At 68.8% G+C, this 13662-nt stretch carries 12 protein-coding genes; 5 read left to right on the forward strand and 7 right to left on the reverse strand.

Features of this window, described 5'->3' with window-relative positions:
* Position 1: 1 nt before the first annotated feature.
* The 3 genes from MQH10_RS10150 to MQH10_RS10160 are packed head-to-tail and all read right to left on the reverse strand — an operon-like array spanning position 2 to position 2519.
* The gene (locus MQH10_RS10150) at positions 2-964 is read right to left on the reverse strand and encodes a glycosyltransferase family 2 protein (protein ID WP_242563940.1); all 963 of its coding nucleotides are present in this window, start codon (positions 962-964) and stop codon (positions 2-4) included.
* Positions 961-1917: a glycosyltransferase family 2 protein gene (locus tag MQH10_RS10155; protein WP_242563941.1), complete on the reverse strand. Its 957-nt coding sequence runs from the start codon at positions 1915-1917 to the stop codon at positions 961-963. The genes MQH10_RS10150 and MQH10_RS10155 overlap by 4 nt, the downstream gene beginning before the upstream one ends.
* Positions 1914-2519, reverse strand: coding sequence for a sugar transferase (locus MQH10_RS10160; protein ID WP_242563942.1), 606 nt, complete (start codon positions 2517-2519; stop codon positions 1914-1916). Before MQH10_RS10160 ends, MQH10_RS10155 begins: the two co-directional genes overlap by 4 nt.
* A 99-nt stretch (positions 2520-2618) precedes the next feature.
* On the opposite strand from MQH10_RS10160, the gene MQH10_RS10165 reads away from it, so the two are divergent.
* Positions 2619-3410: a WecB/TagA/CpsF family glycosyltransferase gene (locus tag MQH10_RS10165; protein ID WP_242563943.1), complete on the forward strand. Its 792-nt coding sequence runs from the start codon at positions 2619-2621 to the stop codon at positions 3408-3410.
* A complete protein-coding gene (locus MQH10_RS10170; RefSeq protein ID WP_242563944.1) occupies positions 3400-4776 on the forward strand; it encodes an O-antigen ligase family protein in 1377 nt (458 codons plus the stop codon). The genes MQH10_RS10165 and MQH10_RS10170 overlap by 11 nt, the downstream gene beginning before the upstream one ends.
* Before the next feature lie 14 nt (positions 4777-4790).
* On the opposite strand, the gene MQH10_RS10175 is transcribed toward MQH10_RS10170, so the two are convergent.
* From MQH10_RS10175 to MQH10_RS10190, 4 genes are all read right to left on the reverse strand, one after another.
* A complete protein-coding gene (locus MQH10_RS10175) occupies positions 4791-7061 on the reverse strand; it encodes an arylsulfatase (RefSeq protein ID WP_242563945.1) in 2271 nt (756 codons plus the stop codon).
* A 182-nt stretch (positions 7062-7243) separates the two neighbouring features.
* Positions 7244-7420, reverse strand: coding sequence for a hypothetical protein (locus tag MQH10_RS10180; RefSeq protein ID WP_242563946.1), 177 nt, complete (start codon positions 7418-7420; stop codon positions 7244-7246).
* An 82-nt stretch (positions 7421-7502) separates the two neighbouring features.
* Complete coding sequence (locus MQH10_RS10185; protein ID WP_242563947.1) at positions 7503-8747, reverse strand: hypothetical protein; 1245 nt, start codon at positions 8745-8747, stop codon at positions 7503-7505.
* A gap of 25 nt (positions 8748-8772) precedes the next feature.
* Positions 8773-9861, reverse strand: a complete 1089-nt coding sequence (locus MQH10_RS10190; protein ID WP_242563948.1) for a polysaccharide biosynthesis/export family protein — start codon at positions 9859-9861, stop codon at positions 8773-8775.
* Positions 9862-10049: 188 nt separating this feature from the next.
* On the opposite strand from MQH10_RS10190, the gene MQH10_RS10195 reads away from it, so the two are divergent.
* Genes MQH10_RS10195 through MQH10_RS10205 form a run of 3 tightly spaced genes read left to right on the forward strand, consistent with a single transcriptional unit; the run spans position 10050 to position 13656 of the window.
* Positions 10050-12398 carry a GumC family protein gene (locus MQH10_RS10195; protein WP_242563949.1) on the forward strand — a complete coding sequence of 783 codons (2349 nt, stop codon included), beginning with the start codon at positions 10050-10052 and terminating at the stop codon, positions 12396-12398.
* Positions 12290-12547, forward strand: a complete 258-nt coding sequence (locus tag MQH10_RS10200) for a type II toxin-antitoxin system Phd/YefM family antitoxin (RefSeq protein ID WP_242563950.1) — start codon at positions 12290-12292, stop codon at positions 12545-12547. The genes MQH10_RS10195 and MQH10_RS10200 overlap by 109 nt, the downstream gene beginning before the upstream one ends.
* Positions 12544-13656, forward strand: a complete 1113-nt coding sequence (locus MQH10_RS10205; protein WP_242563951.1) for an endo-1,4-beta-xylanase — start codon at positions 12544-12546, stop codon at positions 13654-13656. The genes MQH10_RS10200 and MQH10_RS10205 overlap by 4 nt, the downstream gene beginning before the upstream one ends.
* Positions 13657-13662: the final 6 nt, after the last annotated feature.

Raw genomic sequence — 13662 nt, forward strand, 5'->3', positions numbered from 1 at the left:
TTCAGGCGGGATTGCTCGGCTCCTGGATGTAGCCCACGGGATTTTTCCACGAAAGCTTGCCAAGGCCATGGGCCATAGTGAGACGGCCCCGCGCCCGGGTGGTTGACCCAAATTCGCACAGGAGGGTGGCGAGGACGGCGCCGGCCACGACCTGGACCAGACCCTTGGCGGTCAGGATCGCCCAGGCCAGCCGCTTGTGCCGGGCGCCGTCGATATAGATGCTGACATAGTGCTGGGTCTCGCGCCGGGTGCGGATCAGCCGGTAGGCGACCTCGGTGCGATGGACGGGCACGGTTTCGGTGACGCGCGCCCTGGCCGCCCAGACGATACGGCGACCCTCCCGGTGCAGGCGGACGAACAGTTCGGCGTCCTCGCCGCCGGCGTCGCCGAACTCGACGCGCATGGGCGCCTCGCCGTTCGGGAAGCAGAGATCCATGTCGAACAGCGAATTGCCGGTGCCGAGCCCGTAGCGCGGCTTGCCCGAGGGCGCGACGAGGTCGATCAGGGCGTGGTCGGGCAGGTGCAGGTCGCGCGCGAACTGGGCGCCCTGCGGATCATAGGCCGGCGGATGGCCCGCCTCGAAGATCGCCAGCCGGGGGCCGACCGCGATCTCGGCGTCGCGGGCGCGGGCCGCGCCGACCAGTTCGTCGAGCCAGTCGGGGTCGGCGACCTCGTCATCGTCGATGAAGGCCACGAACCGCCCCTTAGCTTCCGCAAAGCCGCGATTGCGCAGGGTGGACATGTTGCGCGTGCCCTCGGGCGCATAGCGCACGGGAAACGGCGCCGTCGCCGCCAGCTCCGCCACCACCGGCTCGCCGTTCAGGGACGGGTGGTTGTCGATCACCACCAGCTCCAGCGACAGGCCGAGCGCGTTACGCTGGCTCAGGCAGGAGACCAGCGTCTCCCGCAGCAGGGCCGGGCGATTATAAGTGGCGACGACGATTGAGACGTCGGGCCGGCTCACGCCGCCTTCTCCTCGATGAAGCCGATCGGAGCGCGATAGGTCAGCTTGCCCAGGCCCTTGGCCATGCCGATGCGGTGATCGAAACGGCGGCGGCCCAGGAACTCGCCGCTCAGCAGGAACAGGCCGGCATGGACGCTGAACTGCGCCAGGCCGAGCGCCGCGACCTTCAGTTGGGTGACCTTCGGCGTGTCGGAGGTGTTGATCCGCGAGGCGGCGTAGTGCTGGGAGCCGCGCTTCATGCGCGTGACCATATAGTTGGGATTGGTCCGCTCGGTCTCGATGAACTCGCGGACGATGGCGGTGGGGCACCAGACGAACTTGCGGTCCGCCAGGGCCAGGCGGAACAGCAGCTGGGTGTCCTCGCCATTGGCGTCGCCAAAGGCCACCGAGAAGGGTTCGGGCGTATTGAAGCAGGTGGCGACCCGGAAGGCGGCGTTGCCGCTGCCGAGGCCCTTGCCCTTGCGCCGCAGCCTGCCGAACATCTGGATCGGCGCGTCGGCCGGCATCCGGAAGTCGAGGGTATAGAGCCAGGCCTCCGGGTCCCAGTCGGGCGCCTTGCCGGATTCGAACAGCGGCAGCTTGGGGCCGAAGGCGACATCGGCGCCCGTGCGCTCCAGACAGGCGTGCAGTTCATAGAGCCAGCGGTCGTCCGGCGCCTCGTCGTCGTCGAAGAAGGCGACATAAGTCCCCTTGGCCGCCGCGATCCCCTTGTTGCGCACCACCGAGATATTGCGGCGCGGATCGCTGAGATAGGTGAGCGGCACAAGGCTCGTCGCCGCCAGCCGGGTGACCAGCCCCTCGGCCAGGCGGTCCGGGTGATTGTCGACCACAATGAATTCGAAGCCGCCGCCCGCGGGGGCTTCCTGCGCCAGGCCCGCGGTCAGGGCGCGTTCCAGAAGGTGCACGCGGTCATAGCTCAGCACCACGACGCTGATCACGATGGGCGCGCTCATACGCCGGTCCCCTTGGCGACGACCAAGGCGGTCTTGGCCAGGATCTGCAGGTCGAGCCACAGGCTCCAGCGGCGGATATAGTCGAGGTCCATCTCCACCCAGCGGTCATAGTCGCTGATCCGATGGCGGCCCTCGACCTGCCACAGGCAGGTGATGCCGGGCTTCACCGACAGCTTCTGCTTCTGGAACTCGGTGAACTGCGCATATTCGTGCTCCCGCGGCGCGCGGGGGCCGACCAGGCTGATGTCGCCGATCAGCACGTTCCACAGCTGGGGCAATTCATCGAGGCTGTAGCGGCGCAGGACCCGGCCAAGCGGGGTCACCCGCGGGTCATTGGTCATCTTGAAGGCCGGGCCGTTCATCTCGTTCTGGGCGGCCAGCTGGGCCTCGAGCGCATCGGCGTTGGGGACCATGGTGCGGAACTTCAGGCCCGAAAACCGCCGTTCCCCCTGCCCCACCCAATGACAGACATAGAAGAGGGGACCGGGCGAGGTGGTGACCACCAGGAGCGCGATCAGGGCCAGCAGCGGCGACAGCACGATCAGCAGCAGGCCGGAGACGGCGACGTCGAGGACGCGCTTGCCGGCGAGCTCAAGACGCACGTCGCGCCCCCCGCCGAGAACCGGACGTAAACTGATGCTGTGGCTCATGGGGAACGTGTCCGCGGCTTTCCAAGGACGCAGGCTATATTGGAGAACCTGTTGACAAGCGGTTCAATCGATCGCGCGGCCGCCTGGCCCGAGGTCCGGTTCGCCGGCCTGCGCTTCACGCCGTTGAGCGTCGAGGAGACCGTGGCGGCGCTGGCGGCGCGTCCCGCGACTGCGCCCTTTGTCGCCTTCGTCACCCCCAACGCCGAGCACGCCTTCCTGCGCCGGAAGGACACGCTGTTCCGCGATTGCGGCGACACCTGCTGGATCAGCACCAATGACAGCCGGATCATCGGCCGCGCCGCGCTGCTGGCCGGGATCGATCTGAAGTTCGCGCCCGGCGCCTATGTGGTCGACCGGATGTTCAAGGACCTGATCGGCCCCGACGACGCCATCTCGATCGTGGGCGCGACGCCTGAGGTGGTCGACAAGCTCAAGGTCCAGTTCGGCCTGAGAAACGTCGCCCATCACATCCCGCCCATGGGCTTCATCCATATGCCGGAGGCCGTGAAGGCCGCCGTCGAGTTCGTCGCCGCCCATCCCGCGCGCTTCGTGTTCGTCGCCATGGGCCCGCCCCAGTCGGAGAAGTTCTGCCAGCACGTCATCGCCGACGGCCGCAGCACGGGCATCGGCCTGTGTATCGGCAGCTCGATCAATGTCATCACCGGCGGATCGGATCCGGCGCCGGACTGGATGGAGCATTCCGGCCTCGTCTGGCTCTATCGCCTGGTCAAGGAGCCCAAGCGCCTGTGGCGGCGCTATCTGGTCCACGGCATGGTCGGGCTGGGCCTCGGCCTGAGGGATGTCGTGGCCATACGCCTCGGTTTGCGCCCCCGTGGCGTCTGACCTGGCCTCGCCCAGCGGTCGGCTGGCGGCCTGGTCTCGCCTGGACGCCGAGCGCCGGGCCGAACGCGACGCCTTTTCCGAGCGCTGGATCGGCCGGCTGGGCGGATTGGCGCTCATGGCCACCCTGCTCTACCTGTTCATCGGCTCGACTCCTTATGTCCACGAGGCGGTGATCGACGCCAACACCGGCGGCCGGGTGATGAATTCGGTCAACCGCTATTCCTGGATCGTGCTGGCCGCCCTGTCGGCGCCGATCCTGTGGCTGCGCCGCCAGGCCCTGCCCCAGGCGCTGATCACGCTGGCGCCGGTCATCGCCCTCTATGGGTGGTTCGCCGCCACCAGCCTGTGGGCCTTAGATCCCAGCGCCTCGCAGCGGCGCCTGTTCATCTATGTCATCGAGCTGATCATCTGCCTGGCGGTGAGCCTCAGCCAGCCGGACGGTCGGCGGCTGCACACGGTGATGGCCTGGACCTGCGCCATCATGATCGGGATCGACCTGTTCTCCTGGATCTTCCGCTACAAGGTCTCGATGAGCGAGCTGGGGCTGGCCGCCATCCATAACCACAAGAATACGCTCGGCGCGGTCATGCTGATCTGCGGCCTGATCTGCTGGCCCTATCTGGCGACCCAGAAGTCCTGGTCCGGCCGCGCCTTCTGGCTGGCGGTCCTGGCCGGCGGCTTCGCCCTGCTGGTCGCCTCGCTCTCCAAGACCAGCCTGGGCATCTATGTGGGCGTGTTCGCCTTCACCCCGGTGTTCCTGTGGGTGATGAGCCGGGGCCCGCGCACTTTCCGCAGCCTGATCGCGGCGGGGATCGGCCTCGTGATCGGGACGGTGTTCTTCTATCTGGCCTGGTGCGGGGTCGAGGCCCTGGATCCGCTGGCCCCCATTCGCGGCGTGACCTTCACCCAGCGCACCGACGTGTGGCGGTTCGTGATCGGCGAATGGCGCCACCATCCCTGGCGCGGCCTGGGCTATGGCTCCTTCTGGGACATCGATCCGATGATCCAGCCCAGCCTGCAGACCGACGAGTGGTTCGCCCAGCCGGACAGCCCGACCAATGAGGCGCACAACGGCTATCTCGACATCCTGGTGACCACCGGCGCCATCGGCCTGGCCGGCGCGCTGGCGCTGCTCTTCCGCTGGGTGTTTGGGGCGCTGGCCGCGCTGCGCCAGGCGCTCACCGCCACCGACCCTGGGCTGCAGGCGCGCCGGCCCTATGCGGTCTACCAGGCCCTGCTGCCGCTGATCCTGATCGGCCACAATGTCACCGAGAGCAGCTATTTCGCCGGCAACTCGGTGTTCGGCTTCCTGATCCTGCTGCTCGGCGTCGAGCTCGACCTGCGCCGACGCCAGGCCGAGGCCTGACGCCGGCTGCAGCTCTATTGCCGTGACAGGGCCGCGTTGACTTCCGCCTGATCGGCGATCCGCCCCAGCTCCGGCGGCACGGGCGGCAGGTCGAAGACCACGCTGTGAATGGTCCCCGGATAGACGAAGGGCGGCGCGTAGTCGGAGCATACCGGACGCGGGCTGCGGCCGAAATCCATGCCCAGGCTGGAAATCATGATCAGCAGGCGCGGGATGACGCCCGACCCGATGTCCTGGCCGTCGAGGCGCAGGGTCACCACGCCCGACCCGTTCGCCTGGCGGGCCACCTCGACCTCCAGCTGATGACGTCCGGGCCCGACCGCGCGGTCGCCGCGGACGATGGTGTGGTCATGGAAGGCGTTGTGGTCGAACACCGGCCGGCCGTCCTGGAGATAGAGGACATAGCCGCTGTTCAGGCTGCCCCGCGAGATCAGGGCGCCATCGCAAGGTCCCGCCTGCTCCAGGTCCACCGTCATGCGCCAGCCGCGGAAGACGGGCGGACAGGCGTCGGAGACGATGTGGGAGATCGGCGGGTGATAGACGAACTGCCGGCGGCTGGTGGGCATGCCGGGCCGGCGCGAGGCGCGGAACAGTTCGAAGGCGCCGCGGTCGTCGATTGGCAGGACCCCGTTCTTCTCGGCCTCAGTCCACCATTCGGCCACCAGGGCCTTCAGGCGCTCCGGCTCGGCGGCGGCCAGGTTGTTGGTCTCCGAGAAATCCTGGTCGAGGTGGTAAAGTTCCCAGTCGTCCTGATCCAGGGGCACGCCGGAGGTGTGGTGGGTCACGGCCTTCCAGCCGTCCTTCCAGAGCCCCCGGTGGCCGCCCATCTCGAAATACTGGACGCTGCGGGCGACCGGCGCGGCCGCATCGACGAAGGTCGGCGCCAGGCTCGCTCCATGCATCGGAATCTGGGCGACGCCGCCCACTTCGGCGGGCGGCTTGAGGCCGACGGCCTCGAGGATCGTGGGGGCGATATCGACGGCGTGACAGAACTGGGTGCGGGTCTCGCCCGCCCCCTTCACCCCCTTGGGCCAGCGGACGATCAGCGGATCGCGCACGCCGCCGCCGTGGGTGTTCTGCTTGTACCATTTGAGCGGGGTATTGCCGGCCTGGGCCCACCCCCAGGGGATGTTGCAGTGGCTGTTGGGGCCGCCGATGTCGTCCAGGCGCTCGACCGCCTCATCAAGGTTTTCGGCCATCATGTTGAAATATTTCATTTCATCGAGGACGCCGAGCGGTCCGCCTTCCTGGCTGGCGCCATTGTCGGAGACCAGCAGGAACAGGGTGTCGTCCAGCCGGCCAATCTCCTCCAGATAGGCCGCGAGCCGGCCGATCTGGTCGTCGGTGTGATCCAGCATGGCGGCGAAGGCCTCCTGCAGGCGGGCGGCGAACCGCTGCTGCTTGTCGTTCAGGGCGTCCCAGGGCTCGACCCCGGGATTGCGCGGCGCGAGCTGGGTGTCGGCCGGGATCACGCCCATCGCCTTCTGGCGCGCGAACCAGGCCTCGCGGGCCACGTCCCAGCCGGCGTCGAACTTGCCGCGGTACTTGTCGAGATAGGCCTGGGGCGCCTGGTGCGGCGCATGCATCGCGCCGAAGGCCAGATAGAGGAAGAAGGGGCGCTCGGGCACCAGCGAGGTCTGGTCGCGGACCCAGGCGATCGACTGGTCCACCAGGTCCTCGGAGACGTGATAGCCCTCCTCCGGGGTCTTGGGCTGGTCGATGAAGTGGTTGTCGCAGGTGAGCTCGGGGTGGAACTGATCGGTCTCGCCCTGCAGGAAGCCGTAGAACCGGTCGAAGCCCTTCTGCAGGGGCCAGTTCTTGAACGGGCCGGCGGCCGTCGCCTCCGCCATGGGCGCCAGGTGCCACTTGCCCGCCGCGAAGGTGCCGAAGCCATTGTCGCGCAGCACCTCGGCGATGGTCGCCGCCGCCGGCGTGATCGCGCCGCGCATGTTCGGATAGCCGGTGTCCATGTTCGACACCGCCCGCACGCCCACCGCATGGTGGTTGCGCCCGGTCAGCAGGCAGGCGCGGGACGACGAGCAGAGGGCCGTGGTGTGGAAGCCCGTATAGCGCAGCCCCTCGGCCGCCAGCCGGTCGATGTTCGGCGTCTCGATGGTCGAGCCATAGCAGCCCAGATGGGCGAAGCCGGTGTCGTCCAGCACGATCAGCACCACGTTGGGCGCGCCCTTCGGCGCCCGACCATCCGGCCAGAACGGCTGGGACTCGGCGACCGTGCGGCCGATCTTGCCGGGGAACTGGGGTTCGGAGGGCGAGGTGAAGGACATGACGCGGGCTCCCGAGCGGTCGGTCGAGCCCGACATCTTATGGCACTAACTCTGCCAATAAATGCCCCAATCACGCGGAGGTCAAGCTGCTGCCGATCGTTTGACGCCGGTCATCGCCGAACTTGCCCAGCCCCGCCCTTTGGCGATCCAGAAAAGGCGCAAAGGCCCTCGACGCGCGACGCTCAATCGTCCTCTTCGTCTTCCGCCATCAGGTCATTGAAGACGTCGATCATCTGGTCCAGCTGCTCGGCGGAGCTGGAAAACTCGGTGACCTCGCCGTTGTCATCGGTCAGCCGCAACACGAAATCCGTCTCGCGGATCTCAATTCCAAATTTGGCCAATTGCCTCATGCGGCGCACCTCCGGGCTTCCTAATGCACGGACCCTGCCCCCATCTCAAGACAGGCTTCGGACGCGGGCCGCGGCGCGCCGCGAGGCGTCCTCAGTCGTCGCGCTCCGCCCGCTCCATCCGCAGGCGACGCATCAAGAGGCCGGTCATGAGCGCAACCTCGACCCCCTGCCCCACCGCCGCTCCGCCGATCGCCCCAGCGACGCCAAAGCGGTGCAGGAAGAGCAGCACGCCGCCCGCCGCCGCAAGGGCGGCGATGGTGTTGGCGAGCGCCAGATCGCGATAGGCGCGCAGGATCTGCAGGCCGGTGGAGGCCACCACCTGGCTGAGGCTGAGCGCCGAGGCGACGCCCCAGAGCAGGACCAGTTCGCCGTCACCGGCGTATTTGCCCTTGAACATCAGGCCGCAGATCCAGTCCCAGCTCTCGGACACCAGGAACGACCAGCCGAGCGCGATGACCAGGCCGGGGACGATGGCGATCATCAGGATGCGGCCAAAGCCCGAAATGTCGCCGGCCTCGCGTCGGCGCACCAGGTCGCCGCGCGCGACCAGGCTCCAGGACGAGGCCAGCAGCGGCAGGGGCCGCAGCAGCAGCTGGCTCGCCGACAGTGAGGCGAGCGCGGCCGCGCCCAGCGCGCCGGCCACCGCGAAGGCCGAGAACCGGGCCAGGAGCTCGGTGGTGGTCACGCCCAGGAACAGCCAGCCGGAATTGGCCGCATAGCCGCGATAGGGTTTCAGGGCCGGCCAGCTGACCTTCACCCCCTGGCCGCGGGTCGCGAGCCCCGCCCCGACCAGACCGACCAGCCCATAGGCGAGCGCCAGCATGACCAGGATCTCGTCGGCCGAAGGCTTTCGCTCCAGCAGCGCCGCGCCGCCGACAAGGGCGACGCCCAACACCAACACCCAGGCGGTCTGGATGAGCGCCGTGCGCGGGAAGCCCCGCGAGAAGGCGAGCAGCCGCACATATTGCTGCAACAGGAAGGCCGGCACGAACAGGGCCGCGGCCGGGGCGCCATAGTCGGAGCCCTTGGCCCGGAACACCAGGGCTGCGGCCAGGACGCCCGCGGCCACAAGACCCAGGAACACCACCGTCACCGCATGCATGAGGCGTTCGACCGCCAGGCGCTCGGGCGAGGTTCCCGGTCCCGGCGCCAGCACCTGGATATGGGGCACGGTCAGAGCGTTCTGCAGGCTGGCCAGGACGAAGCCGATATTGGCCCAGAACGAGAAGGCCCCATACTGGTCCGGCGCCGCCACCCGGATCAGCAGCAGATTGACCCCGAGATTGAGCAGCGACCACAGGGCCTGCTCGACCGCCGAGGTCAGATATCGCGACACGGCGACCTATTCCCCCGAAGCGACCTCAATAGGTCCGTCCGCGGTTGATGCTGTAGCCGAAGCTCGGGCTGAACGGCAGCACGCCCTTGATGTACTGCTCCACGAACAGGTCGACCTCGGAGATCTTGCTGCGCGGCACGAAGACCAGATCGCCCGGTAGGACGGCGAAGCCGTCGCCCGTGGCGCCGCCGCCGGCCAGATAGGCCTTGAGATCAATGTCCTTCATCAGGATGCGGCCGCCGGGGCGCTGGCGGATCACCACGACGCGGCCGGTGCGGGCGGTGGACAGCGCGCCGCCAGCGGTCATCACCGCCTGGGCCGGGGTGAGCTGGCCCTTGACCGGCTTGACGCCGGGCTCCTTGACCTCGCCGCCCACGAACACCTGGGCCGAGCCATAGCTGTTGACCAGCACCTCGACCTGGGGCGCGCGCAGCACCTGGGCATAGGCCTCGGTGAGCACCTGATTGGCCTGTTCGACCGTGAGGTCGGCGACCTTGACCCCGCTGACCAACGGGAAGATGCCGCGCCCGTCCGGGCCGATGATCACCTGGCCGTTGAGGTCCGGATTGATCAGGAAGCGCAGGGCGAGCTCGTCTCCGGGACCCAGGCGATAGCGATAGTCGTCCGCCGTCCAGTCGGCATAGGTCCCGCCCCACCGGGTCTGGGCGGCAGGCGGCGCGTAGACCGGCTGAGGCTGAGCCTGGGGCTGGGGCGCGTAGACGCCCGACGGATAGGGCGCGGGGGCCTGGGGATAGGCCGGCTGGATCTGCGGCGAATAAGGTTGGGCGGCCTGAGGCGCGGTCTGGGGCGCATATTGCGGGGCGCCCTGAGGCGCGTATTGCGGGGCGTACTGGCGCGGGTAGGCCGATTGCGCGACCGGCGGATAGACCGGCGCAGGAGCCTGGCCGCGCGGCTGGTAATAGACCTGGGCTGGGCCGGCGGGCGCGGCCTGAGCGGCATAGGCGGCCGGAGGCGCCGTCTCGCGGCGGCGGCTTTCGTGATGGCCGCTCCCGAACAGGCCTGGCTGGGGATAGGAGCGCGGCAGGTCGGGATCGCCGGCGCAGGCGCCGAGCGTCAGGGCGAGCAGGACTGGGAATAATCGCCCAGCGGGCATGCCGGTCTCCGAGAGGACCCGCGCGCCGAGAATTCGGGCGCGAGCTTCCCGAACGTCTTGCCAGCCTAGGGTTAGCAAAGGGTTGGCGTGGGCCCCTTCAGGCATTTGTTAAGGACAAATCCTTAGACTTCCAACCTACTTCAGCCCCTGGCGCCCCGGCGCTGTTAACCGGCCGCCCTGCGCACCCGATGAGTACCGCTGTCATCGACCAGACGCCTGTTGCGACGGAGGCGCCGCGCCGGCGCATCCAGTCGCCGCTGACGCTGCGCGATCTCCTGACGCCGGTCTTCTACTATCGCCGCCAGGCCATGCTGGCCCTGATGATCCCGGTCATCCTGGCCTTCGTGGCCGCCCTGATGGCGCACCCGGTCTATGTGGCCCAGTCGCGCCTCTTGATCCTGCTGGGCGGTGACTATGTCTTCAAGGGCTCGGCCAGCGATCCCGGCTCCAGCCAGAGCTTTGACCGCGCCCAGATCGTCCACGCCGAGATGGAGATCCTGTCGGCCCGCAGCCTGCACATCGAGGCGATCAAGGAGATCGGTCTCGCCCGCGCCTATCCAGGCTTCGCCGCCGCGCCCAACGGACTGGAACAGGCCGCCGACCGCCTGGAGAAGGACCTGACGATCGACAATATTCCGCAGTCGAACGTCATCGAGATGAGCCTGCGCAACGCCGACCGCCAGGTCTCGGCCGATCTGCTGAATAGGCTGGTCGCCCTCTATGTCGATCGCCGCCGCGAGGTGTTCAAGCGCGCCGACGCCTCCTCGGTCAGCGCCCAGCGCGACGGGCTGAGCCAGCGTCTCGACCAGCTAGAGAGCCAGCTCACCGCCTTCGCGACCGAGCACAATTTCGGCGACTACAACGCCGAATTCGCCGCCGTGCAGGGCCAGCAGGCCGCGCTTCAGGCCCAGCTCCAGGCCACCGACCAGCAGATCGCCGCCCGGGCGGGCCGCACCTCCCAACTCAGCCGCCGGCTGGAGACCACGCCCTCGGTCGTGCCGCTGTCGACCGACACCGCCCGCTCGGCCCAGCTCGATGCGCTGACCACCAGCCTGATCGCCCTCCAGGCCCAACGGCGGGAGGCGGCGGCGAAGTTCCGCGACGGCTATCCGCTGATCGCCGACCTTGACGCCAAGATCGCCGCCCTGCAGGCCCAGATCCGCCAGGCGCCGACTTCCCAGACCGCGGCCGAGCACCATGGCCTGAACCCCGTGCGCCAACAGCTCGACAGCGCCTATGCCGATTCCGAGGGCGAACTCGCCGGCCTACGCAGCGGGCGGCGCGCCCTGCAGGCCTCGCTGGCGGCGACCAACGCCCGCCTCGACGAACTGGTCCGCATCGGGCCGGAATATCGCGAACTGCAGCGGGCCCGCGACGTGGTCGAAGGCGTCTATCAGGACCTCGCCAAGACCGCCGAGAACGCCAGCCTCGAGAACGCCATGTCGCGCAGCCGCGCCAATGTGCGGGTGATCCAGTCGGCCGATCCGCCGCTGAAGGGCAAGAGCGGCCGGATGATCCTGCTGGCCGCGGGCCTGGGCCTCGGCCTGGCGGCGGCCTTCGCCACGGTGATCATCTCCCAGGCGCTCGCCGAAATCATGGTGACGACCCATGACGTCGAGGAGAAGCTCTCCATCCCCGCCCTGCTGGCTGTGAACTGGAGCGCCAACCGCGATCCGCCGGCCCGGCTCAAGGGCGGCCGGCTGTCGCCGCGGTTCCTGACGCCTGACGACGCGCGCCTGATTCTGCGGCTGTTGTGGACCACCCGCCCAGCCGGCGGCCGGGTCCTGCAGCTGATCGGCTCCTCCAGCGGCGAAGGCGTCTCCAGCCTCACCCTGGACATCGCCGCCATCGCCGCGAGCCACGAGGCCCGCAAGGTGCTCCTGATCGACGTCGAACCGCAGCTGAACGAAGGCGCGGCCAATGTCCTGGCCTATCGGGGCCACGCCGTGCTGGGCGTCGGCGCCGAGGCCCGCACCTTCCAGGTCGACAATTCCAGCCTCTATGTCTCGGCCCCGATCGGGCGGCGGCATGATGGTGTCGGAGGACCGCTGGGGTCAGGTGATCGAGAACGCCCGGGCCAATTTCGACCTGGTGCTGATCGACTCCCCGCCCCTGCAACGCTCCTCGGCCGGCATCGAGCTGGCGGGTCTGGCCGATATGAGCCTGCTGGTCGTCGAGGCCGAGGTCACCCGCGCCTCCGTGGCGCGCCGCCTGATCGAGCGCACCGAAAGCGCCGGCGGCGAGATCATCGGCGCGATCCTCAACAAGCGCGTCTTCCACATCCCGCGCTTCATCTATTCCAGGCTTTAGTCCGGTCGCCCTTCGCCGGCGGATCGGTGATGCGCCTTGCAGATCTCCGCCGCACCGCCCGCTTTCCGGCCCTCGCCGAGCAAACTAAGTTAGATGGACCAAGTCGGCTGGAGGCACCATGCGCACCATCGATCTCCAGGAGGCCAAGACCCACCTGTCGAAGCTGGTGGAAGAGGCCGCGCGGGGCGAGCCGTTCATCGTGGCCAAGGCCGGCAAGCCCCTGGTGAAGGTGGTCGCCCTCAATGCGCCGGAGCCCACCCAAGTGCGCCGCCTGGGCTTCCTCGGCGGCCAAATCTCAGCGCCCGCAGACTTTGACCGCATGGGCGCCGATGAGATCGATCCCTTGTTCGGGACAGATCCGGGCCGTTTGACATGACCCGTTCGAGGCCGGGAGCCCAGACGCCCCTCACCCGCCGCGCTGTCGCCGCCGGCCTGCCGTTGGCACTGGCGACGCCGGCCCTGGCCCAGCCCCTGCGGCTAGCGGCCTTGGCCCAGCGCGCCGGCCTGCGCTACGGGACGGCGATCGAGCCTCAGACCGTCGAGTCCGATCCCGCCTTCGCGTCCCTGGTGCTGGATCAGTGCGACCTGATCACCGCGGAGAATGCGCTGAAGTGGAATGCGTTGCGGCCCGACCGCGACCATTTCGATTTCGCCGCCGCCGACCGGGTCGCCGCCTTCGCGCGTCGGGCGCGGGCCCCCATGCACGGCCATACGCTCGTTTGGCACGAGGCGATCCCCGACTGGGCGATCCATCAGCTGAGGAGCGGCGATCCTCGCGCCCTGCTGGTCGACCACATCACGACCGTCGTGCGGCGCTATGCCGGGCGCGTCGTGTCCTGGGACGTGATCAATGAGCCGGTGGAGCGCAACGACCGCCGCCCGGACGGCCTGCGCAAGTCGCCCTGGTTCGAGGCGCTGGGCCCCGGCTATCTGGAGATCGCGCTCCGCGCCGCCCACGCCGCCGATCCCAACGCCCGCCTGGCCATCGCCGACTATGGGCTGGAATATGACGACATCGGCTGGATGGTCGAAAAGCGCGGCACGATGCTGGACCTGCTGAGGGGTTTAAAGGCCCGCGGCGTCCCCCTGCATGCGTTGGCGCTGCAGGGCCACCTGCTTGGCGACCATCCGCCGGCCTTCGGGGCGGGGCTGGCGGCGTTTCTGCGCGAGGTCGCGAGCCTGGGCCTGGCCATCTATGTCACCGAGCTGGACGTCAACGACCAGAATATCCTGGGCGACATCGCCCAGCGCGATCGGGTGGTCGCCGACATCTATGCCCGGTTCCTGCGCACAGTGCTGGCCGAGCCCGCGACCCAGATCGTGGTCACCTGGGGGCTGTCAGACCGCTACACCTCCAAGACGGACTTCGCGCCCCGGCCCGACCATGCGCCGGTCCGCCCCCTGCCCTTCGACGCGGACCTGCGGCCGAAACCCGCCGCCCGGTCCCTGGCCGCCGCCTTCTCAGGCCGGACCGCCCGCGGATAGGCGGCC

Origin of the sequence: Phenylobacterium aquaticum (assembly GCF_022695515.1) — a bacterium.
Taxonomy (GTDB): Bacteria; Pseudomonadota; Alphaproteobacteria; order Caulobacterales; family Caulobacteraceae; genus Phenylobacterium; species Phenylobacterium aquaticum.